Origin of the sequence: Pantoea sp. RIT-PI-b (genome assembly GCF_001187905.1) — a bacterium.
GTDB lineage: Bacteria > Pseudomonadota > Gammaproteobacteria > Enterobacterales > Enterobacteriaceae > Pantoea > Pantoea nemavictus.
Map to the genome: position 1 here is coordinate 525,824 of NZ_LGIS01000012.1, position 20,474 is coordinate 546,297.

The 20,474-nt window shown below is 54.9% G+C and carries 23 protein-coding genes; 13 read left to right on the forward strand and 10 right to left on the reverse strand.

Translation table 11 applies throughout. The annotated features are described in order from the left end of the window. Positions 1–257: 257 nt before the first annotated feature. On the reverse strand, positions 258–1,946 hold the full coding sequence (locus AC790_RS04190; RefSeq protein WP_007887678.1) for an aspartate:alanine antiporter: 1,689 nt from the start codon (positions 1,944–1,946) through the stop codon (positions 258–260). Positions 1,947–2,199: 253 nt separating this feature from the next. Here AC790_RS04190 and ybjM point away from each other — a divergent pair, with 253 nt between their 5' ends. After that, positions 2,200–2,571 (forward strand): inner membrane protein YbjM, encoded by a 372-nt coding sequence (gene ybjM, locus AC790_RS04195; RefSeq protein WP_049850994.1) that lies wholly within the window; start codon positions 2,200–2,202, stop codon positions 2,569–2,571. Between the two features lie 33 nt (positions 2,572–2,604). Here the strand turns inward: ybjM and AC790_RS04200 are convergent, their stop codons facing one another. Then, on the reverse strand, positions 2,605–2,868 hold the full coding sequence (locus tag AC790_RS04200; RefSeq protein ID WP_007887673.1) for a GrxA family glutaredoxin: 264 nt from the start codon (positions 2,866–2,868) through the stop codon (positions 2,605–2,607). A 170-nt stretch (positions 2,869–3,038) separates the two neighbouring features. Between AC790_RS04200 and AC790_RS04205 the strand changes: the two genes are divergently transcribed. From AC790_RS04205 to rlmC, 10 genes are all read left to right on the forward strand, one after another. Continuing rightward, complete coding sequence (locus AC790_RS04205; RefSeq protein ID WP_007887671.1) at positions 3,039–3,290, forward strand: DUF1418 family protein; 252 nt, start codon at positions 3,039–3,041, stop codon at positions 3,288–3,290. A 15-nt stretch (positions 3,291–3,305) separates the two neighbouring features. After that, complete coding sequence (nfsA, locus tag AC790_RS04210) at positions 3,306–4,028, forward strand: oxygen-insensitive NADPH nitroreductase (RefSeq protein ID WP_049850995.1); 723 nt, start codon at positions 3,306–3,308, stop codon at positions 4,026–4,028. A 17-nt stretch (positions 4,029–4,045) separates the two neighbouring features. Next, positions 4,046–4,948 (forward strand): 30S ribosomal protein S6--L-glutamate ligase, encoded by a 903-nt coding sequence (gene rimK, locus AC790_RS04215; protein WP_007887665.1) that lies wholly within the window; start codon positions 4,046–4,048, stop codon positions 4,946–4,948. 87 nt (positions 4,949–5,035) lie between these two features. Then, positions 5,036–5,518 (forward strand): YbjN domain-containing protein, encoded by a 483-nt coding sequence (locus tag AC790_RS04220; RefSeq protein ID WP_007887662.1) that lies wholly within the window; start codon positions 5,036–5,038, stop codon positions 5,516–5,518. A 372-nt stretch (positions 5,519–5,890) separates the two neighbouring features. Next, positions 5,891–7,000 carry a spermidine/putrescine ABC transporter substrate-binding protein PotF gene (gene potF, locus AC790_RS04225; protein WP_007887660.1) on the forward strand — a complete coding sequence of 370 codons (1,110 nt, stop codon included), beginning with the start codon at positions 5,891–5,893 and terminating at the stop codon, positions 6,998–7,000. Between the two features lie 114 nt (positions 7,001–7,114). After that, complete coding sequence (gene potG / locus AC790_RS04230; protein ID WP_007887659.1) at positions 7,115–8,248, forward strand: putrescine ABC transporter ATP-binding subunit PotG; 1,134 nt, start codon at positions 7,115–7,117, stop codon at positions 8,246–8,248. Between the two features lie 9 nt (positions 8,249–8,257). Beyond that, positions 8,258–9,214, forward strand: a complete 957-nt coding sequence (gene potH, locus AC790_RS04235) for a putrescine ABC transporter permease PotH (protein ID WP_007887658.1) — start codon at positions 8,258–8,260, stop codon at positions 9,212–9,214. Then, positions 9,211–10,056: a putrescine ABC transporter permease PotI gene (potI, locus tag AC790_RS04240; RefSeq protein WP_007887657.1), complete on the forward strand. Its 846-nt coding sequence runs from the start codon at positions 9,211–9,213 to the stop codon at positions 10,054–10,056. Before potH ends, potI begins: the two co-directional genes overlap by 4 nt. Before the next feature lie 74 nt (positions 10,057–10,130). Then, the gene (locus AC790_RS04245) at positions 10,131–10,598 is read left to right on the forward strand and encodes a YbjO family protein (protein ID WP_007887656.1); all 468 of its coding nucleotides are present in this window, start codon (positions 10,131–10,133) and stop codon (positions 10,596–10,598) included. Between the two features lie 47 nt (positions 10,599–10,645). Further along, positions 10,646–11,776, forward strand: a complete 1,131-nt coding sequence (gene rlmC, locus AC790_RS04250) for a 23S rRNA (uracil(747)-C(5))-methyltransferase RlmC (protein WP_049850996.1) — start codon at positions 10,646–10,648, stop codon at positions 11,774–11,776. Between the two features lie 49 nt (positions 11,777–11,825). Here rlmC and artJ (AC790_RS04255) read toward each other — a convergent pair whose 3' ends face one another. The 6 genes from artJ (AC790_RS04255) to AC790_RS04280 form a co-directional block, all read right to left on the reverse strand. After that, complete coding sequence (gene artJ / locus AC790_RS04255) at positions 11,826–12,557, reverse strand: arginine ABC transporter substrate-binding protein (RefSeq protein WP_049850997.1); 732 nt, start codon at positions 12,555–12,557, stop codon at positions 11,826–11,828. Between the two features lie 130 nt (positions 12,558–12,687). Continuing rightward, positions 12,688–13,356 carry an arginine ABC transporter permease ArtM gene (gene artM / locus AC790_RS04260; protein ID WP_049850998.1) on the reverse strand — a complete coding sequence of 223 codons (669 nt, stop codon included), beginning with the start codon at positions 13,354–13,356 and terminating at the stop codon, positions 12,688–12,690. Between the two features lie 2 nt (positions 13,357–13,358). After that, positions 13,359–14,072 carry an arginine ABC transporter permease ArtQ gene (gene artQ, locus AC790_RS04265; protein WP_007887649.1) on the reverse strand — a complete coding sequence of 238 codons (714 nt, stop codon included), beginning with the start codon at positions 14,070–14,072 and terminating at the stop codon, positions 13,359–13,361. 6 nt (positions 14,073–14,078) lie between these two features. Then, positions 14,079–14,810: an arginine ABC transporter substrate-binding protein gene (gene artJ / locus AC790_RS04270; protein WP_007887647.1), complete on the reverse strand. Its 732-nt coding sequence runs from the start codon at positions 14,808–14,810 to the stop codon at positions 14,079–14,081. A gap of 15 nt (positions 14,811–14,825) precedes the next feature. Next, complete coding sequence (gene artP, locus AC790_RS04275; RefSeq protein WP_049850999.1) at positions 14,826–15,554, reverse strand: arginine ABC transporter ATP-binding protein ArtP; 729 nt, start codon at positions 15,552–15,554, stop codon at positions 14,826–14,828. 239 nt (positions 15,555–15,793) lie between these two features. After that, positions 15,794–16,333, reverse strand: a complete 540-nt coding sequence (locus tag AC790_RS04280; RefSeq protein WP_049851000.1) for a lipoprotein — start codon at positions 16,331–16,333, stop codon at positions 15,794–15,796. A 107-nt stretch (positions 16,334–16,440) separates the two neighbouring features. On the opposite strand from AC790_RS04280, the gene AC790_RS04285 reads away from it, so the two are divergent. After that, positions 16,441–16,761, forward strand: a complete 321-nt coding sequence (locus tag AC790_RS04285; RefSeq protein WP_007887640.1) for a heavy metal-binding domain-containing protein — start codon at positions 16,441–16,443, stop codon at positions 16,759–16,761. Then, a complete protein-coding gene (locus tag AC790_RS04290) occupies positions 16,761–17,585 on the forward strand; it encodes an N-acetylmuramoyl-L-alanine amidase (protein WP_049851001.1) in 825 nt (274 codons plus the stop codon). The genes AC790_RS04285 and AC790_RS04290 overlap by 1 nt, the downstream gene beginning before the upstream one ends. Positions 17,586–17,642: 57 nt before the next feature. Here AC790_RS04290 and ltaE read toward each other — a convergent pair whose 3' ends face one another. Then, the gene (gene ltaE, locus AC790_RS04295; protein WP_049851002.1) at positions 17,643–18,644 is read right to left on the reverse strand and encodes a low-specificity L-threonine aldolase; all 1,002 of its coding nucleotides are present in this window, start codon (positions 18,642–18,644) and stop codon (positions 17,643–17,645) included. 67 nt (positions 18,645–18,711) lie between these two features. Beyond that, positions 18,712–20,433, reverse strand: coding sequence for a ubiquinone-dependent pyruvate dehydrogenase (gene poxB, locus AC790_RS04300; protein ID WP_049851003.1), 1,722 nt, complete (start codon positions 20,431–20,433; stop codon positions 18,712–18,714). Positions 20,434–20,474: the final 41 nt, after the last annotated feature.

Sequence of the window (20,474 nt, forward strand, 5' to 3'; positions counted from 1 at the left end):
CGCTCTTAATCTTATTGCGGGTTGTTGGAGTGTTTAACTTTGATGAAAGTTGCATGAATATTGGAAAATAGCGCAGGCGGTGGACAGGCTGACAATTTACGCAGCAGCGAACCTTAAACCACAGGATCGATAGCCATAAAAAAACCCGCAAGTCATTGACAGGCGGGCTCCACAATTTGGGGATTTCAAAGAAAAGCAGTGGCACTTATTCAGACTGCGACCCCAAAAGAAAGTTCGTTATTGCGTCAAATATATTTTTAGAATGGCAATAGCGGCCAGATTATCACTATCAAGGTGCCCGCCAGCGTGAGCAATACGTTGGCAATCGCGTAGGTGCCGGCATAACCCAGCGCGGGAATGCTGCTGCGCGCGGTATCGCTGATGATCTCCATTGCCGGCGCACAGGTGCGTGCCCCCATGATGGCACCAAACAGCAGGGCGCGGTTCATACGCAGCACATAGGCGCCAAACAGATAGCAAATCACCACCGGCAGCAAACTCACCAGCAGGCCACTCAGAAGCATCAATGCGCCTGCGCTGCCAAAACCGTGCTGTAAGCCGCTGCCCGCACTCAAGCCGACGCCGGCCATAAACACCATCAGGCCAAACTCTTTCACCATCGTCAGCGCGCCCTGCGGGATGTAGCCAAACGTGGGATGGTTGGCCCGCATAAAGCCAAGCATAATGCCGGCGAATAGCAATCCGGCGGCGTTGCCGATGCCGAAGCTGAAGTTGCTGAACTGGAAGGTGATCATGCCCACCATCAGGCCGACGATAAAGAAGGCGCAGAAGGCGAGGAGATCGGTGATTTGGCTGTGGATGGCGATAAAACCAATGCGGTCGGCCAAACTCTTCACGCGACGCGCTTCGCCGCTCACCTGCAGCACATCACCCTTGTTTAGCATGATGCTGTCATCAATCGGCATCTCAATCTGGCTGCGGATCACGCGGTTAAGAAAACAACCGTGGTCGGTCAATTTGAGGTGACTCAGGCGTTTGTTAACCGCGTTGTGGTTTTTCACCACGATCTCTTCGGTAACGATGCGCATATCCAGCAAATCGCGATCGAACACCTCTTTGCCGTTGCGGAAGCTGGGATCCAGGCGCGCATGCGCATCGGGATAGCCTACCAGCGAGATATCGTCGCCGAGCTGCAGCATGGCGTCTCCATCCGGGCTGGCGAGAATACCGTTGCGGCGCAGCCGCTCAATATAGCAGCCGGTCTGGCGATGAATGCCCAGCTCACGCAGGTTTTTGCCGCCGCTCCACTCCACCAGTTCCGGGCCCACGCGATAGGCGCGGATGACCGGCAGAAACACTTTGCGCTGGCTATCGGCATCAAGGCCGCGCTCGCGAGCAATTTGCTGCGCGCAGGTTGGCAGATCCTGATGCTGCAGGCGCGGCAGATAGCGCGCACCAAAAATCAGGCTCACTAATCCCACCAGATAGGTGAGGGCGTAACCGAGGCTAAGGTTATCCTGCATCAGCGTGAGTTGATGACTGTCGCTGATGCTTTGCCGCAGCGTATCACCCGCGCCCACTAACACCGGCGTCGAGGTCATTGAACCTGCCAGCATGCCCGCGGTTAAACCAATATCCCAGCCGAACAATTTGCCGAGCGTCAACGCGATTAACAGCGCGCTAACCACCATAACAATCGCTAAAAAGAAGTAATTTTTACCGTCACGGAAAAAGATTGAGAAAAAGTTTGGCCCGGCTTCCACGCCGACACAAAAAATAAACAACATAAAGCCAAGACTTAAGGCGTCAGTATTAATAGCGAAATGCTGCTGGCCTAAAATTAGCGAAACAACCAGTACACCAATGGAATTACCGAGTTGGACCGAGCCGAGGCGTAATTTACCCAAGCAAAGTCCGAGTGCTAAAACGACAAATAATAACAGAACGTCATTTCCGCTTAACAATTCTGCGACGTTAATGTTCACGGTTTAACTTCTTCTTTACCTGTAACAAGTTGATGAGCAGGACTTTTTTCGCTATCTTGTGCCGACCGCTAAGGTTTCTGCAACAAAAAAGCTAAGACCTCATACTAAAGCGGCGTCATTCTAATCATAATTAACATCCTCAGCTATCGGCAGTTTTCATTCCTTTCGCCTCCAGCTGTTTCTTTTTATTTCCAGTCGTGCGCATCAGGGCAAAAAAGTTTCATAATTGTTAACGTAAAAGTTGAGGCTAATTATGTTGGAGCGCAATAATCGCTGGCCAGCATCGGTTCTGGGCGTGATGCTTTATACGCTGGTGTTTATTTATGCACACCATTTCTGGGCCGCCGCCAGTGAACAAGCCGTGCGCGGACAACCAGAATTACTGCTGTTTTTATTACCGGGGATGTTAATGGCGCTTTTGCAGCCAGAGAGCCCGCTGGTCAGCACGTTGTGGATTGCGCTGGGTGGCACGCTGCTGGGAATGATGTGGCTGATGTTGGTCATACCGATGACGCATAGCGCCTTGCTGATTGTGGCCTGGAGTTTAAGTGCGCTGTTCTGGGCGGGATGTGGGGCACTGCTGGTGCGCTTGCTGCGGATTATGCTGGCGATGCGGGCTGAATAGCACGATCAAAAACGGGCCCGCAGGCCCGTTATCTTACGCTTCGATACCCAGGTTTTCTTTCGTCCAGGCAGCAAATTCGGTGTAACCACCAATGTGCTGATCGTCGAGGAAAATCTGCGGTACGGTGGTCACCGGCTTGCCGGCACGCGCTTCCAGATCGGCTTTGGTGATGCCGGTGGCCTGAATGTCCACGTACTGATAGTTAAAATCGTCGCGCTCGCTGGTCAGCTTAGCCGCCAACTCTTTTGCACGTACGCAGTAAGGGCAGCTAGAACGGCCAAAAATCACTGCAATCATTGCTTCTCTCCTTCCGCTGCTGTTTTGTGACTAGAATCACATCACAGCGTGAATAATGCGTCACATCATGCCCGCCCATCCTGCTTAAAGGAAGAAGAAGTTACCTGTTATTCTGATATCTGCTGCCTATGCAGACGCTAAAACTGATTGTACGCCAAAGGAACCCTCGCATGCGTAATCTCGCCACATTACCCAAACCCGTGTTGCTGCTTGAAGTGCTCGGCGTGCTTGCCGTAGTGGGTGCGCTGCTACTGACCAATGACTGGGTGAGCGCGCCGGATTTTATGGCCAAAAAGCCGCTGGCGACGCTGCTGTTTTTTCTGGGCATCGCGCTGATGCTGCCTGCGGCATGGATGATGATGTGGCGGACGGCGAAGGCGATGGCTCCGCAATTGTTCAATCATTCCAACAAAAAGAAGTAACCACCGGAGAGGATTATGACGCCGACTATCGATTTACTGTGCAGCCACCGTTCTATTCGCGCCTTTACCGAACAAGGCATTGATGAGGCGCAGCGCAGCGCCATTATTGCAGCGGCACAAGCGGCCTCAACCTCCAGCTTTTTGCAGTGTTCCTCCATTATTCGCATCACCGATCGGGAAAAACGTGAGCAGCTGGTGCAGCTTACCGGCGGCCAGCCATGGGTTAGCGCGGCGGCGGAATTTTGGGTGTTCTGCGCTGACTTCAATCGTCATCAGCAGATTTGCCCGGATGCGCAGCTGGGACGCGCTGAACAGCTGCTGCTCGGCTGCGTTGATACCGCGCTGATGGCGCAAAATGCCATGGTCGCGGCAGAATCGCTCGGCCTTGGTGGCGTATTTATTGGCGGTATTCGTAACAGTATTGCTCAAGTCACCGAACTGCTTGAGCTGCCGAAGTTTGTGCTGCCGCTGTTCGGTTTCTGCGTCGGTCATCCAGCGGATGCGCCGGACGTTAAACCGCGCATGCCGCAGGCGATGCTGGTACACGAAAATCGTTATCAACCCGTCGATAAAACCGTGCTGGCACAGTACGATGAGCAAATTACCGCCTATTATCAGCAGCGCGACAGCAATCAGCGTTCTGAAAACTGGAGCCAGCTGATTCAGCGTCTGATCATTAAAGAAACGCGTCCATTTATTCTGGATTATCTGCATCAGCAAGGTTGGGCGACACGCTAAGCACAAGGAACTCTGCAATGAAGATGGCCATTCTCACCCGCGATGGATCGATCTATTCGTGTAAACGTCTGCGCGACGCCGCGGAAGAGCGTGGCCATCAGGTACAGATCATCGATCCGCTCTCCTGCTACATGAATATCAACTCCGATTCGCCGGCGGTGCACTACCGCGGCGAGGCGCTGGGGCATTTTGATGCGGTGATTCCGCGTATCGGCACCGCCACCACCTTTTACGGTACGGCAGTGTTGCGCCAGTTTGAGGTGCGCGGCAGCTATCCGCTTAATGAATCGGTGGCGATTACCCGCGCGCGCGACAAACTGCGTTCACTGCAGCTGCTGGCGCGTGAGGGGATTGATATGCCGATCACCGGCTTTGCCTCCTCGCCGGATGATACCGATGATTTGATTGCCATGGTCGGCGGTGCGCCGCTGGTGGTGAAGCTGGTGGAGGGCACCCAGGGCATCGGCGTGGTGCTGGCGGAAACGCGTCAGGCGGCGGAAAGCGTGATCGATGCCTTTCGTGGCCTCAACGCACATATTTTGGTGCAGGAGTTTATTAAGGAAGCACAAGGGCGCGATATTCGCTGCTTAGTGATTGGCAATGAAGTGGTGGCGGCGATTGAGCGCGAAGCAAAAGAGGGCGATTTTCGCTCCAACCTGCATCGCGGCGGGAAAGCCCGAGCAGTGGAGATCACCGCACAGGAGCGGGAAATTGCGGTGAAAGCGGCCAGCACGCTCGGTCTCGAAGTGGCTGGTGTGGATATTCTGCGCGCACATCGCGGGCCGCTGGTGATGGAAGTGAACGCTTCGCCGGGGCTGGAAGGCATTGAGGGCATTACCGGTTTGGATATCGCGACCATGATGATCGCATGGATAGAGCAACATGCTTGCCCCGGCTATCGTCCTAAAACCGGCGGCTAACCCGCGTTTTTCGGCGGTTTTCGTGGCATCCAGATCGGTTTTTCCGTAAGCTAAGGCGCTCATTTCTTCACCCCACAGGATATTACGATGGATTCACTGGTCGTTCCGGACATTGACGTGCTGCGTCGCTGGCTGGATCAACAAAATATCACCTGGTTCGAATGCGATGCCTGTCAGGCACTGCACCTGCCGCACATGCAGAATTTTGACGGGGTGTTTGATGCAAAAATTGACCTGGTGGATAACGTCATCCTCTTCTCAGCGCTGGCAGAAGTGAAACCCACGGCGCTGATTCCGCTGGTGGGCGATTTATCGCAGATCAACGCCAGCTCGCTCACGATTAAAGCCTTCGTGGATATTCAGGACGACAATCTGCCGAAGCTGATTGTCTGCCAGTCGATCAGCACCACCGCCGGATTAACCTTCGGTCAGTTCTCCCACTTTATGAAGCAGAGTGAAGAGGGCGTTTCCATGGTGATTATGGAAGCCTTCGCTAATAACTTGCTCATCATGGAAGGAGAAGAAGAGGAGCGACAGCCCAGCACCAGCAGCCACGCGATGCTGCACTGAGTTCCCCGCCTCGCTAACTGCCGCTTTTTGCGGCAGTTTTCATTTCTGCCCCACCACTTTTTATTCTGCACTTTGCCCTTTATTGCCAGATATTAGTTGTGCTTTATGCCACTAGTGCCAAACCCCATAGCAGAAACATGCATAACTTATCGCGAAAAGGCGTTTTTTAAGCTGGGATCTGGTGCAGTAGGTAAGGGGGGGCTATTCTTGCGGGGCTGACTGGGACAAGCAACCTCAGCACAACTATAGGTTTTTGCTATTAAACTCCCGCTGAATATTGATTCATTGTGTGCCTGTAATTTTTACAGAAAACGCAACGTTCGGATCGCGTGTATACAGCGTTGTAATGACCCGCTCAGGAGGAAGGAAAACATGTTCAACCAACGTCAAAAATGGTTGCCAGGTGTGGTTGCTGGTGTGCTGATGGCTGCGGCCGCCGGTGCTCAGGCAGAAGATAAAACGCTGCATGTGTATAACTGGTCAGATTATATCGCGGCTGACACGGTGCCGAACTTTGAGAAGTTGACCGGCGATAAAGTGGTTTACGACGTTTTCGATTCCAACGAAGTGCTGGAAGGCAAACTGATGGCCGGTAGTACCGGTTATGACGTGGTAGTGCCATCGTCGAGTTTCCTTGCGCGTCAGCTGCAATCGGGCGTGTTCCAGGAGCTGGATAAGAGCAAGCTGCCAAACTATAAAAACCTCGATCCCGATCTGATGGCGAAAGTGGCCCAGCACGATCCTGGTAACAAATACGCGATCCCTTATCTGTGGGGCACTACCGGCATCGGCTATAACGTCGATAAAGTGAAAGCCGCACTGGGCAAAGATGTACCGCTGGATAGCTGGGATCTGGTGTTGAAACCGGAAAACCTGGAAAAACTGAAAGGTTGCGGCGTCTCCTTCCTTGATGCACCGGAAGAGATTTTCGCTACCGTGCTGAACTACCTTGGCAAAGATCCCAACAGCTCTGATGCGAAAGATTACTCTGGCGCGGCGACCGATTTGCTGCTGAAACTGCGTCCGAACATCCGTTACTTCCACTCGTCGCAGTACATCAATGACCTGGCGAACGGCAACATCTGCGTAGCGATTGGCTGGTCGGGCGATATCCTGCAGGCGAAAGATCGTGCGGATAAAGCCAATAACGGCGTGCATCTGGGCTATATCGTGCCGAAGCAGGGCGCCCTGGCGTTCTTCGACATGTTCGCGATTCCAAAAGACGCGAAAAATGTAGAAGGGGCATACAAATTCCTCAACTACATGATGGATCCAAAAGTCATTGCTGATGTTTCCAACAACATGAACTATGCCAACGGTAACAAAGCCTCGCTGCCGCTGATTAATGCGGACGTGCGCAACAATCCGGGCATTTTCCCAACGCCGGATGCCATGGCCAAACTGTTTGTGCTCAAGGTCCAGGATCCGAAACTGGATCGTGTGCGTACCCGTGCATGGACTAAAGTAAAAAGTGGTAAGTAACTTGTTCTGAACGAGTATTGCCTGAAGACGACAGCAGAGGCGCGGTACTGGCCTCTGTTGTGCCATTTTTAGCGGCTGGCTGTGCCGCGCGATTTTAGCGCCGGAGAAATGTTAGTGAACGACGCGATTCCCCGCCCCCCAAATAAAACCGCTAAGGCGTTGACGCCGCTGCTGGAAATTCGCAATCTGACCAAATCTTTTGACGGCCAGCACGCCGTGGATGATGTCAGTTTGACCATTTACAAAGGTGAAATTTTTGCGCTGTTGGGTGCTTCCGGCTGTGGTAAATCCACGCTGCTGCGTATGCTGGCGGGATTCGAACCGCCGACCAGCGGCCAGATTGTGCTGGATGGTCAGGATCTCTCGCACGTAGCGCCGTATCAACGCCCAATCAACATGATGTTTCAGTCCTACGCGCTGTTCCCGCACATGACGGTGGAGCAGAACATTGCCTTTGGTCTGAAGCAGGACAAACTGCCGAAAGGCGAAATCAACAGCCGCGTCGAAGAGATGCTGTCGCTGGTGCATATGCAGGAGTTTGCCAAACGTAAGCCGCATCAGCTCTCTGGCGGCCAGCGTCAGCGTGTGGCGCTGGCGCGTAGCCTGGCGAAGCGTCCGAAACTGCTGCTGCTTGATGAACCGATGGGCGCGCTGGATAAAAAGCTGCGTGACCGCATGCAGCATGAGGTGGTCGATATTCTTGAGCGTGTGGGCGCCACCTGCGTGATGGTGACGCACGACCAGGAAGAAGCGATGACCATGGCGGGCCGCATCGCCATCATGAACCGCGGCAAATTCGTGCAGATTGGTGAGCCGGAAGAGATTTACGAGCATCCAACCAGCCGTTACAGCGCCGAGTTCATTGGTTCGGTGAATGTGTTTGAAGGCCTGCTGCGCGACCGCGGTGAAGACGCACTGATCATTGATGCGCCGGGCTTAGTGCATCCGCTGAAGGTGCAAACTGATGTCTCCGTCGTCGATAACGTGCCGGTGCACGTTGCGCTGCGCCCGGAAAAAGTGATGCTGTGCGAGGAAGTGCCGGCCGATGGCTGCAACTTTGCCGTCGGTGAAGTGGTGCACATTGCCTATCTTGGCGACCTGTCGATTTATCACGTGCGTCTGCGTAGCGGCCAGATGATTAGCGCACAGTTGCAAAATGCCCATCGCTACCGCAAAGGCGCGCCAACTTGGGGCGATGAAGTCCGTCTCTGCTGGGACGCTGACAGCTGTGTGGTTCTGACGGTTTAAGGGGGCGATATGAGCCAGATTTCTCAACGCCGCGTGCCTAAAGTCGTGGGCACGCCGCTGCAGCGCTGGGCAACGCGCATCAAAATGCAACACGGCCGCAAGCTGGTGATTGCGCTGCCTTATCTGTGGCTGATCCTGCTGTTTCTGCTGCCATTCCTGATTGTGCTGAAGATCAGCTTCGCCGATATTGCGCGCGCCATTCCGCCGTATACCGATTTGGTTACCTGGGCGGATGGTCAGCTCAATCTGGTGCTCAATCTCGGTAACTACTTTACGCTGACCGACGATCCGCTCTACGCCGATGCCTATCTGACGTCGCTGAAAGTGGCGGGCATTTCGACCATCATCTGCCTGATGATCGGCTATCCGCTGGCGTGGGCGGTGGCACACAGCAAGCCCTCAATGCGCACCATTTTGCTGCTGCTGGTGATTTTGCCGTCGTGGACCTCATTCCTGGTGCGCGTTTACGCGTGGATGGGGCTGCTCAACAACAACGGCATTCTCAACCGTTTCCTGATGTGGCTCGGGGTGATCGATCACCCGCTGGTGATTCTCTACACCAATACCGCGGTGTATATCGGTATCGTTTACTGCTATCTGCCGTTTATGGTGCTACCGATTTATACCGCGCTGACGCGTATTGATTATTCGCTGGTGGAAGCGTCGCTGGATCTCGGCGCGCGTCCGTTAAAGACCTTCTTTAGTGTGATTGTGCCACTGACCAAAGGCGGGATTATTGCCGGCTCAATGCTGGTGTTTATTCCGGCGGTGGGCGAGTACGTGATCCCAGAACTGCTCGGCGGCCCTGACAGCATCATGATTGGGCGCATTTTGTGGCAGGAGTTCTTTAACAACCGCGATTGGCCGGTAGCGTCCGCGCTGGCGGTGATCATCCTGTTGATTCTGATATTACCGATCATCTGGTTCCACAAGCATCAGAACCGTGAAGTGGGAGAGAAAGAGTGAGCCAGTTACCTACCATTCGATCTCCGTGGCGCACCGTGATTCTGGTGCTGTGCTTTATGTTCCTGTACGCGCCGATGCTGCTGCTGGTGGTGTACTCCTTCAACAGTTCGCCGCTGGTGACGGTGTGGGATAGCTTCTCATTCCACTGGTACAAAGTGCTGTTCCAGGATCAGGCAATGCTCGATGCGGTGGGGCTTAGCCTGACTATCGCCGCGCTCTCAGCAACGATGGCGGTGGTGCTCGGCACCATGGCGGCGGTGGTGATTGTGCGCTTTGGCCGCTTCCGCGGGCATAACGGTTTCGCCTTTATGCTGACGGCGCCGCTGGTCATGCCTGATGTCATCACCGGTTTATCTTTGCTGCTGCTGTTTGTGGCGATGGGCAATACGTTTGGCTGGCCGAGCGATCGCGGCATGCTGACTATCTGGCTGGCGCACGTGACCTTCTGTACCGCTTACGTGGCAGTGGTGATCAACTCGCGTCTGCGTGAACTGGATCGCTCGATAGAAGAAGCGGCGATGGATCTTGGTGCCACACCGGTGAAAGTGTTCTTCGTGATCACCGTGCCGATGATCGCACCCGCGATTGTCACCGGCTGGCTGCTGGCGTTTACCCTATCGCTCGACGATTTGGTGATCGCCAGCTTCGTCACGGGTCCTGGCGCAACCACCTTGCCGATGGCGATTTTTGCCACCGTGCGGCGTGGGGTAAATCCGGAGATCAACGCCTTGGCATCGTTGATTCTGTTTGTCGTCGGTTTAGTCGGTTTTATCGCCTGGCGCTTTATGGCGCACGAAGAAAAGCAGCGATTACGCGATATTCAGAAAGCAAAACGTGGCTGAACATCGTAACATTTGCCACCATAAGAACGGGCTGATTATTTCGGCCCGTTTTATTATGGTGACGGAGCTAAACCATGTCGGAAACCCTGAAAAACGGTTCAATGATTAACGCGACGCCGGTGCCGGTCATGGTGGCGGGCAGCGCGATTATTATCACGCGCTGCCTCAGCGTGTTGATGCTGGCCAACGAACTGGGTTACGACGAACTTGCCAACTTTGTGCATCGTAGCGCGCAGGCCTGGGATTCCACGCTGATTTTTATCGCCAGCCAGCTGATTTTCCTGTTTGAACTGCGCTGTGCCTTCACCCTGATGCGGGGCAATAACCGTGGACGCTGGGGCTATGTTGTCACGCAAATCATTGTGCTTTTCTATATGTTGATGGCTTCGGTTGGCTGGATTTACCCGGAGATTTTCAGCATTCCCGGCGAAAGCAATGCGCAGATTATTCATCATACCCTGCAGCAAAAGCTGCCGGATGTGTTGGTACTGCTGCTGCTGTTTGTGCCCGCCAGCAGCCGCGCTTTTTTCCGGCACCGGTGATACAATCGGCCCCCGTTTTTTTCCCGATTCTGAATACAGGCCTTTCCATGTATTGCGCGCTTTATGATGCCGGTCGCTGTCGCTCGTGCCAGTGGCTGGAAAAACCCTATCCACAACAGCTCAACGACAAACAGTCGCTGCTGGAGCAGTTGCTGGCGGAAAGGCCGGTCGCCGAGTGGTTGCCGCCGGTTGAGTCTGAGCAGCAAGGGTTGCGTAATAAAGCCAAAATGGTGGTCAGCGGCAGTGTAGAGCGTCCCATCCTCGGTATGGTGGCGCGCGACGGTGAACCGGTTGATTTGTGTGCCTGCCCGCTCTATCCCGACAGCTTCGGTGCGGTGTTCGAGGTACTTAAGCCCTTTATCGCCCGCGCGGGGTTAACCCCGTATAACGTGGCGCGCAAACGCGGTGAGCTGAAGTTTTTGCTGCTGACTGAAAGCACCCAGGGCGGCATGATGCTGCGCTTTGTGCTGCGATCCACCACTAAGCTGGCGCAGCTACGTGCGGCACTGCCGTGGCTGCAGCAGCAGTTACCACAGCTGAAAGTGATCTCCGCGAATATTCAGCCGGTGCACATGGCGATCCTTGAAGGTGATGAAGAGATCGCGCTGACGCCGGATCAAGCGCTGGCTGAACGTTTTAATCAGGTGCCGCTCTATATTCGCCCGCAAAGTTTCTTTCAGACCAACCCGCAGGTTGCCGCCAATCTTTACGCCACCGCGCGCGATTGGGTGGCGCAGCTGCAGGTCAGCAGCATGTGGGATCTGTTTTGTGGCGTTGGCGGGTTTGGTTTGCACTGCGCGACGCCAGACATGCAGCTGACCGGGATTGAAATTAACGCCGAAGCCATCGCCTGTGCGCAGCAGTCGGCGCAGCAGTTGGGGCTGGAGAAGGTGAGCTTTGCCGCGCTGGATTCCACCCAGTTCGCTACTTCACGGGAAGCCGTGCCGCAGCTGGTGCTAGTCAATCCGCCGCGTCGCGGCATTGGTGCGGAGTTGTGTGCTTATCTCAGTGAGATGGCGCCCGATTACATTCTCTATTCCAGCTGCAATCCCACCAGCATGGCGCAGGATATCGCGCGTCTAACGGATTATGACGTCAGCCGTGTGCAGCTGTTCGACATGTTCCCGCACACCGCGCATTTTGAAGTGCTGTGTTTGCTGACAAAGAGAACAGCGTAACGCCTGCCATACAGAATCTGTCAGGCGGCGCCACGCCATCCCATCAGGCTTATTCCGGGAACCACTTCTGATTAATCTGCTGCCAGGTGCCGTTGGCTTTCAATGCCACTAACGCGCTATTTAGCTCGTTTAGCAGCGGCTCATTGCCTTTACGTACCGCAATGCCTAAGCCGGTGCCGAAGAAATCGGTATCGGTGATATGCTCGCCGACTGCACTGAGATCCTCATTGGCCTTCAGCCACTGATTGACCACCGCCGTGTCACCAAACACGCCGTTCAGGCGACCGTTTTTCAAATCAAGAATCGCGTTTTGATAGCTGTCATAGGCTACCGCCACCACCTCCGGATGCTTCTCCAGCAGGTATTTCTGATGCGTGGTGCCATTCTCAACGCCGACACGTTTGCCTTTCAGCTGGCTGAAGTCGCTGAACTGGCCTTTGTGCGCAATCACGATGGCGGAGTTGGCGTAATAAGGCTGGGTGAAATCCACCTGCTTGCTACGATCGGCGGTGATATCCATACCTGAAATCACTGCGTCGTAGCGACGGAATTTCAGCGAGGGAATCAGGCTATCGAAAGCATTATTGGTGAAGCTGCACTCCGCTTTCATTTGCTGACACAGTGCTTTTGCCAGATCGATATCGAAGCCGACGATTTGATTGTCGTGATCGAGCGATTCGAAAGGGGGATAAGTTGCGGAAGAGGCGAAGCGGATTTTTTCCGCCGCATAAGCATTCATTGCCAGAGTTGCCAGCGCAGCAGCAACGATCCATTTTTTCATTATATAACTCCTGTAAACCTTGCCAGAGACGGAACGGGTTACACGATGCCAGTTAATGAATTTATATGCAATATTTTTGCTTAATAATATGAAAGGGCGAGCGCCTTAATCGGCGCCCGCTCTGTTGACATCAGTTGCGGCGCTCAAACGCCAGCGCACGTTTTTCCACCAGGCGCATCATGAGCGTCAGCAAACCGTTAACCACCAAATAGATCAGGCCAGCGGCGGCGTAGACCGAAATGTCGTAAGTGCGGCCATACAGCAGCTGTCCGTGGCCCATCACTTCCATCAACGTAATGGTGTAAGCCAGCGAGGTACTTTTAAATACCAGCACCACTTCGTTGGAATAAGACGAAAGGGCGCGCTTGAAGGCGTACGGCAGCAGAATGCGCAGCGTGTCTTTGCGATTCATACCCAGTGCGGCGCAGGATTGCCACTGACCGGAAGGAATGGCGCGCACCGCACCGTAAAACAGCTGCGTAGTGTAAGCGGCGCTGTTCAGTGACAGCGCCAGCAGCGCACACAGCCAGGGCTGCGACAGCAGATGCCACAGCCACGGAATGTTCTGGATGCTGGGGAACTGGCCGGGACCGTAATAAATCAGGAAGATCTGCACCAGCAGCGGGGTGCCGGTAAACAGCGTGATATAGCCTTTGACTATCCAGTTTAGTACCGGCACTTTGAGCGCCAGTACAATGGTGCACAGCAGCGACAGCACCAGCGCGGCAATCAACGATGCCACGGTTAGCGTCAGGCTGGTATGCAGCCCTTTGAGCAGCTCAGGTATGTAATCCAGCATGCTTAAGCCCCTCGCTCGAAACGCGTGGTGCGCAATTCAATGCGGCGCAGCACGGCCTGACTGAACAGCGTGATGATCAGATAGATCGCCGCCGCCACCAGATACCAGGTAAAGGGTTCTTGCGTGCGCGTAGCAATGCTTTTGGTCTGTAGCATCAGATCATTCACGCTGATTAACGATACCAGCGCGGTATCCTTCAGCAGCACCAGCCACTGGTTTCCGAGGCCTGGCAGCGCATGACGCCACATCTGCGGCATAATCAGGCGCAGGAAAATCGCCGACTTTTTCATGCCGAGCGCCTGACCCGATTCCCATTGACCGACCGGCACCGCTTTGAGCGCACCACGTAGGGTCTGTGACGCATAGGCGGAATAGAGCATCGCCAGCGCAATCACGCCGCACAGGAAGGGGCTGACGTCAAAGTTCTCAATCTGCACCTGCACCGGAATGTTGAACAGACCTAGATTGATGTGGAAGCCATCGGAGAGCGTCAACAGCAGCTGTGAGGCGCCGAAGTAGATAAACAGCACCACCAGAATTTCCGGCAGGCCACGAATCAGCGTCACCAGACCGGTGCCGATCCATGCCAGCGGTTTCCAGCGCACCGATTCCCAGCCAGCAAAAATCATCGCCAGCACAAGGCCGGCGATCAGTGCACAAACGGCAAGGCCGACGGTCATCCCGGCGGCGCTTGCGAGTGGAATCATTTCATTCATCAGAAATTACTGCTGGAACCATTTGCTGTAGATGGTTTTGTAGGTGCCGTCGGCTTTGATCTTCTCCAGGGCGGCATTGAATTTGCCCTGCAGCTCAGTGTTGCCCTGGCGCACCGCAATACCTAAGCCGGTACCGAAGTAATCTTTGTCGGTCACTTTCTCGCCCAGCGGTGCGAGGTTGGCGTTCTGCTTCAGCCACTCATTCACCACCGCAGTGTCACCGAACACCGCATCGATACGGCCATTTTTCAGATCAAGCACCGCATTTTGATAGCTGTCGTAAGGCACAACGGTGATATCGCTATGCTTGTCAGACAGGTATTTCTGGTGCGTGGTGCCGTTCTGCACGCCGACACGTTTACCTTTCAATGCAGCGACGTCAGCGACTTTATCTTTCTGCGCGATGAAGATGGCGGAGTTGTCGTAATACGGCTTGGAGAACAGCACTTGTTTCTCACGATCCGGGGTGATGTCCATGCCGGCCATTACCGCATCGAAACGGCGGAACTTCAGGCTTGGAATCAGACTATCGAACGCCTGATTAGTGAAGGTGCAGGTCGCATCCATCTCTTTACACAGTGCGTTAGCCAGATCGACATCAAAGCCCTGAATTTTATTGTCAGAGTCGACGAATTCAAACGGAGGATAGGAAGCCTCGGTGGCGAAACGCAATGTCTGTGCCGCAGAAGCGCTCAGGCTCAGGCCGGCAAGGAGGGCAGCAATTACAACTTTTTTCATTAGAAGCTTCCTGACTTAATGCGAAAGATAATTAGCAAACGCGTCGGTTTGCGGCTGTGTAAAGTGGCTGGCATCACCTTGCTCCACAATGTGACCGTTTTCCATGTACACCACGCGGCTGGCGGTTTTACGCGCCACTTCCACTTCATGTGTCACGATCACTTGCGTGATGTTGGTCTGTGCCAGCTCACGAATAATGCTAACGATCTGGGCGGTAATTTCGGGATCGAGTGCGGCGGTCGGTTCGTCAAACAGCAACACCTGCGGTTCCATCATCAGCGCACGTGCAATGGCAACGCGCTGCTGCTGACCGCCGGAAAGGTGCAGCGGGAAACGATCGGCATACGGCGTCAGGCGCAGGCGATCCAGCAGCTTTTCGGCGCGTGCACGCGCAGCGTCTTTGCTGAGACCGAGCACCCGGCACGGGGCTTCAATCAGGTTTTGCACCACGGTGAGGTGCGGCCACAGATTGTATTGCTGAAACACCATGCCGACGTTCTGACGCAGCTCGCGAATCGCGCTGTCAGAGGGGGCTTTGGTGAAATCAAACTGGTTGCCGGCAATCTGCAGGCTGCCGGAGCGCGGTTGCTCCAGCAAATTGAGCACGCGCAGGAGCGAACTTTTACCCGCGCCACTCGGGCCGAGCAACACCAGCGTTTCTCCCTGCGGACAAGCCAGGTTGATATCGAACAGTGCCTGATGGGCACCGTAAAAACAGTTTATGGCGTTTAGTTGAATACTCATGCGCTAAAAATGAATAGTAATTAGTGTCGCGGATTTTAACGTCACCAGAATAGTTATGCAATTGTGGTGGGTTAATATTTATTAAAGAGCAGTGAAACATCCAAAGCGTAGCACAATATCGCGCCACTCACGGCGGGTAAGGGCTGACGAGGCGAATTTAGTTCACAAATTATAAACAAAAAGCGCCGCAAGGATGCGGCGCGCTAATCAATAGAACGGAGTGCTGGAAAAGTGAACGACTACTTTTTCGCTTCCAGCAGCTGCGTCAATGAACCACCGTTAACGTGCGGCACATCGCTGACATAACGCACATCATCCACGACCCAGCAGGTGCCTTCGTGGATCATGAGCACTTCGTCGTGCCACGTTTTATCATCGCGGCTCAAATCCACGCGCAGCGGGATGTTGCGCGCATCACGGTTAGGGATGGTCGAAGCACTGGCGACATCCGCCGAAGTCGGTCCTTGCGCCAGGCTTGAGAACAGATCGCCGCGGGTCCACGCCGCCGGTTTCGGATTCTGGCTGCTGGCGCTCAGCAGTTTCTGATACAAACGATCGCTCAGGTAAGGGCGATATTTCGCCAGCTGGGTGCTATCCGGCAAGCCCTGAGTGGGCTGGCTGACGCGTAAATCATAGAACTGTTGCGCCACGCTGTCCGGACCACCCTCAACGCAGGCAGCGGTGCGCGGGCCATTATCCTTAATCACTGGCTCAACGGTGGTACAAGCACTCAGCAGTAACGCAGCGGGAATAAGCAGCGCAAAGGCATGGTTTCTCATCTCGATTTCCTTATTGTTCACTGGCAAAGCGCCATTTTTAGCATAGAGTATAGCCTTGCTTTTACGCCGTAAGAGCTATAACTCGCTGATTCAGAAAAGGAGAAAGTATGAAATTTTCCACTACGCCTACGCTGGAAGGACACAGCATCAGTGAATATTGCGGTGTGGTTGCGGGCGAAGCGATTCTGGGCGCTAACATCTTCCGCGACTTCTTCGCCGGTATCCGCGATATCGTTGGTGGCCGTTCTGGTGCGTACGAAAAAGAGTTACGCAAAGCGCGGCAGATCGCCTTTAAAGAGCTGGAAGAGCAGGCCAAAGCACTGGGTGCCAATGCGGTGGTGGGGATCGATATCGATTACGAAACCGTGGGCAAAGAGGGCAGCATGTTGATGGTGAGCGTCACCGGCACCGCGGTGATTATTCGCTAATGCGCGTGGTTTTCCTGCTGGCGATGGCGTTGCTGCTGAGCGCCTGTCAGTCATCGATTGAAGCGCGTCACGGCTATTGGGTGGATACCGCGCATCCGGCGCAGGGCGCGCGGCCACGCATCAAAGTGGTGGTGATTCACTATACCGCCGAGGATTTTTCCAGTTCCCTGGCAACGCTGACCGATCGTGAAGTGAGCGCGCATTATTTAATTCCCCGTCATCCGCCGCAGAAAAACGCGCAGAGCATCATTTGGCAGCTGGTGCCGGAAAGCCAGCTAGCGTGGCATGCTGGCCCCAGCTTCTGGCGCGGTGCAACGCGCATCAATGACACCTCGATTGGCATTGAGATGGTTAATAGTGGTTACCGTCGAACATTGACGGGCGTACAGTGGCAGCCCTTTACTCCAGCACAGATCGATGCGCTGAAGGCGCTGGTAGAAGACATTACGCAGCGCTACGGCATTTCGCCGGAAAATGTGGTGGGGCACAGCGATATCGCGCCGCAGCGCAAGCAAGATCCGGGTCCGCTGTTCCCCTGGCAGCAACTGGCTGCGCAAGGTGTAGGTGCATGGCCTGAGCAGGCTACGGTGCAGCGCTATCTCAACGGACGCGCTGCGGATGAAGCGGTGGATCAAGAGGTGTTGCTGGAGGCGTTGCAGCGCTACGGTTATGACGTCGCCGCAGCAACCACACCACAGATGCAGCGCAAGCTGATTGCGGCGTTTCAGATGCACTTCCGTCCAGCAGATTATCGCGGGATCGCCGATGCGGAAACCCTGGCAATTGCCCGCGCGCTGCTGGCGAAATACGGTGCGGCGCAGTGATGTAGCGTATGAGTCGCCATTATTGGCGACCCGACGAAGCATTGCGCGTACCAGGATTTACTGCTGCAGGAATGCCTGCCAGTGCGCCACCAGCCGTTGCAAATCCTGACGGCTGACATCCAGATGCGTCACGATACGCGTTACCGGCCCGACGCTGACTAGCACGTCGCCCGATTGCATCCAGCTTTTCAGCGCTTCAACTTTCTCTGGCGCTACTTTTACAAACAACATATTGGTGTGCTGATTCAGCACCTCAACGCCGATGGCGCTCAGCTGCTCGCCTAACCACGCCGCGTTGTCGTGATCCTCTTTAAGGCGTGCCACATTGTGTTGCAATGCATACAAGCCAGCCGCTGCCAGAATGCCCGCCTGACGCATGCCGCCGCCGGTCATTTTGCGCCAGCGACGTGCCTGCTCAATATACGCCTCATCGCCACACAGCAGCGAACCGACCGGCGTACCGAGGCCTTTGGATAAGCAGATCGTCAGCGTATCGCAATAACGCGCAATGGCTTCCAATTCGACATTCTGTGCCACCACGGCATTAAATATACGCGCGCCATCAATATGCAGCGCCAGCTTACGTTCACGGGTAAATTTCCACGCTTGTTCGAGGTAGCTCAACGGCAGCACCTTACCGTGATGGGTGTTTTCCAGGCTTAGCAAACGCGTGCGAGCGAAGTGGAAATCATCGGGTTTGATAGCGGCAGCAACGTCGGCCAGCGGCAGAGAACCATCTTCGGCGTGCAGAATCGGCTGTGGCTGAATACTGCCCAGCACCGCTGCGCCACCGGCTTCGTATTTGTAGTTGTGCGCCTGTTGACCAACGATATATTCATCACCGCGCTGGCAGTGACACAGCAGCGCCACCAGATTTGCCTGGGTGCCGGTGGGGAAAAACAGCGCAGCGGCCTTGCCACTCAAGCGGGCCGCTTCAACTTCCAGTGCCTGTACGGTGGGGTCATCGCGGTAGACATCATCGCCAGTTTCCGCCGCCATCATGGCATTGAGCATGGCAGCACTGGGGCGGGTTACGGTATCACTGCGTAAATCGATCACGTCGCTCTCCTGAAATAAAAAAGCGGGCAAAGTGCCCGCGTTATCATCATGTCTGGCCTGAATTGTTTTACCTCAGCCAGTTGGTTTTCGCCAGTTCCACGATCTCATCACCGCGTCCATTCAGAATGGCGCGCATCATATACAGGCTGAAACCTTTGGCCTGCTCCGCTTTGATCTGCGGCGGCATCGACAACTCTTCTTTGGCGGTAATCGCATCAATCAGTACCGGACCATCGTGCGCGAAGGCTTCCTGCAGCACGCCGTTCAGCTCGGAGGCTTTCTCCACGCGCATACCTTTGATGCCGCAGGCGGCGGCAATCGCGGCGAAATCCGGGTTCTCGAGATCGGTACCATCGGTCAGATAACCGCCGGCTTTCATCTCCATCGCGACGAAGCCCAGCACGCTGTTGTTGAAGATCACCAGTTTCACCGGCAACTTCAGCTGCGCCACCGAAATGAAATCGCCCATCAACATGCTAAAGCCGCCATCACCGCACAGCGCCACCACCTGACGCTGTTTATTCAGCGACTGTGCGCCCAGCGCCTGTGGCATGGCGTTGGCCATCGACCCGTGATTAAACGAGCCGATGAGTCGACGTTTGCCGTTCATCTTCAGGTAGCGTGCCGCCCATACCGTTGGTGTGCCCACGTCGCAGGTAAAGATGGCGTCGTCATCGGCGTATTCACTGATTTGCTGGGCGAGATATTGCGGATGAATCGGCAGCTTGTCATTGGCCGTTGCCAGTTCATCAAGGCCTTTCCGCGCATCGACATAATGTTCCAACGCCTTGTCCAGATGCTGGCGATCGGTTTTACTGGTGAGCTGCGGCTGCAGCGCATGCAAGGTGGTTTTGATATCACCGACCAGCGCCATATCGACATGGCTATGTGAGCCGAGACTGCCGGGATTGATATCGATCTGAATGATTTTGGCATCTGCCGGATAGAAAGCGCGATAGGGGAATTGCGTGCCGAGCAGCACCAGGGTGTCGGCGTTCATCATCGCGTGGAAACCCGATGAGAAACCAATTAACCCGGTCATACCGACGTCGTAAGGATTATCGTATTCGATGTGCTCCTTCCCGCGCATGGCGTGTACCACCGGCGCTTTCAGCGTTTCCGCCAGTTTGACCACTTCTGCATGCGCGCCAGCGCAACCGCTGCCGCACAGCAGCGTGATATTTTTCGCGCCGTTCAACGTCTCGGCTAACCGAGCCACTTCGCTGGCGGATGGCACCACATGCGGCAGCTGCGGTGGATACCATTCGCTACGCGCGCTTTCCGGGGCGGGCTGCAGTGCCACATCGCCGGGAATCACAATCACCGAGACGCCGCGATTAAGAATCGCTTTGCGCATCGCGATGCCCAGCACTTGCGGCAACTGTTCGGGATTGGAAACCAGCTCACAGTAATGGCTGCACTCACGGAACAGCTCCTGCGGATGGGTTTCCTGGAAGTAGCCACTGCCGATTTCGCTGGAAGGAATGTGGGCCGCGATGGCTAATACCGGAACATGGTTCCGGTGACAATCAAACAAGCCATTGATTAAGTGCAAGTTTCCTGGACCACAGGATCCTGCGCAGACTGCCAGTTCGCCGCTGATTTGTGCTTCGGCTCCAGCCGCGAAGGCCGCGACTTCTTCATGGCGCGTGGGCATCCATTCGATAGTGCCCATACGATTTAGGCTATCGCTCAGCCCGTTGAGTGAGTCGCCGGTGACGCCCCAAATGCGCTTCACACCGGCGTTTTCGAGGGTTTTTGCCAGCAGTGCCGCCACAGTTTGCTTCATCGTTTGCTCCTTTCTGGTGTTGAGCCATCCATGCCGATGGC

Excerpts from the sequence above, each read along its gene's own strand:
- nfsA (WP_049850995.1), top strand. The coding sequence starts at position 3,306 with ATGACGCCGACTATCGATTTACTGTGCAGCCACCGTTCTATTCGCGCC.
- potF (WP_007887660.1), top strand. The coding sequence starts at position 5,891 with ATGTTCAACCAACGTCAAAAATGGTTGCCAGGTGTGGTTGCTGGTGTG.
- potH (WP_007887658.1), top strand. The coding sequence starts at position 8,258 with ATGAGCCAGATTTCTCAACGCCGCGTGCCTAAAGTCGTGGGCACGCCG.
- rimK (WP_007887665.1), top strand. The coding sequence starts at position 4,046 with ATGAAGATGGCCATTCTCACCCGCGATGGATCGATCTATTCGTGTAAA.
- artQ (WP_007887649.1), bottom strand. The coding sequence starts at position 14,072 with ATGAATGAAATGATTCCACTCGCAAGCGCCGCCGGGATGACCGTCGGC.
- AC790_RS04220 (WP_007887662.1), top strand. The coding sequence starts at position 5,036 with ATGGATTCACTGGTCGTTCCGGACATTGACGTGCTGCGTCGCTGGCTG.
- AC790_RS04205 (WP_007887671.1), top strand. The coding sequence starts at position 3,039 with ATGCGTAATCTCGCCACATTACCCAAACCCGTGTTGCTGCTTGAAGTG.
- poxB (WP_049851003.1), bottom strand. The coding sequence starts at position 20,433 with ATGAAGCAAACTGTGGCGGCACTGCTGGCAAAAACCCTCGAAAACGCC.
- AC790_RS04285 (WP_007887640.1), top strand. The coding sequence starts at position 16,441 with ATGAAATTTTCCACTACGCCTACGCTGGAAGGACACAGCATCAGTGAA.
- rlmC (WP_049850996.1), top strand. The coding sequence starts at position 10,646 with ATGTATTGCGCGCTTTATGATGCCGGTCGCTGTCGCTCGTGCCAGTGG.
- ybjM (WP_049850994.1), top strand. The coding sequence starts at position 2,200 with ATGTTGGAGCGCAATAATCGCTGGCCAGCATCGGTTCTGGGCGTGATG.
- artJ (WP_007887647.1), bottom strand. The coding sequence starts at position 14,810 with ATGAAAAAAGTTGTAATTGCTGCCCTCCTTGCCGGCCTGAGCCTGAGC.
- AC790_RS04280 (WP_049851000.1), bottom strand. The coding sequence starts at position 16,333 with ATGAGAAACCATGCCTTTGCGCTGCTTATTCCCGCTGCGTTACTGCTG.
- AC790_RS04290 (WP_049851001.1), top strand. The coding sequence starts at position 16,761 with ATGCGCGTGGTTTTCCTGCTGGCGATGGCGTTGCTGCTGAGCGCCTGT.
- artP (WP_049850999.1), bottom strand. The coding sequence starts at position 15,554 with ATGAGTATTCAACTAAACGCCATAAACTGTTTTTACGGTGCCCATCAG.
- AC790_RS04245 (WP_007887656.1), top strand. The coding sequence starts at position 10,131 with ATGTCGGAAACCCTGAAAAACGGTTCAATGATTAACGCGACGCCGGTG.
- AC790_RS04200 (WP_007887673.1), bottom strand. The coding sequence starts at position 2,868 with ATGATTGCAGTGATTTTTGGCCGTTCTAGCTGCCCTTACTGCGTACGT.
- artJ (WP_049850997.1), bottom strand. The coding sequence starts at position 12,557 with ATGAAAAAATGGATCGTTGCTGCTGCGCTGGCAACTCTGGCAATGAAT.
- artM (WP_049850998.1), bottom strand. The coding sequence starts at position 13,356 with ATGCTGGATTACATACCTGAGCTGCTCAAAGGGCTGCATACCAGCCTG.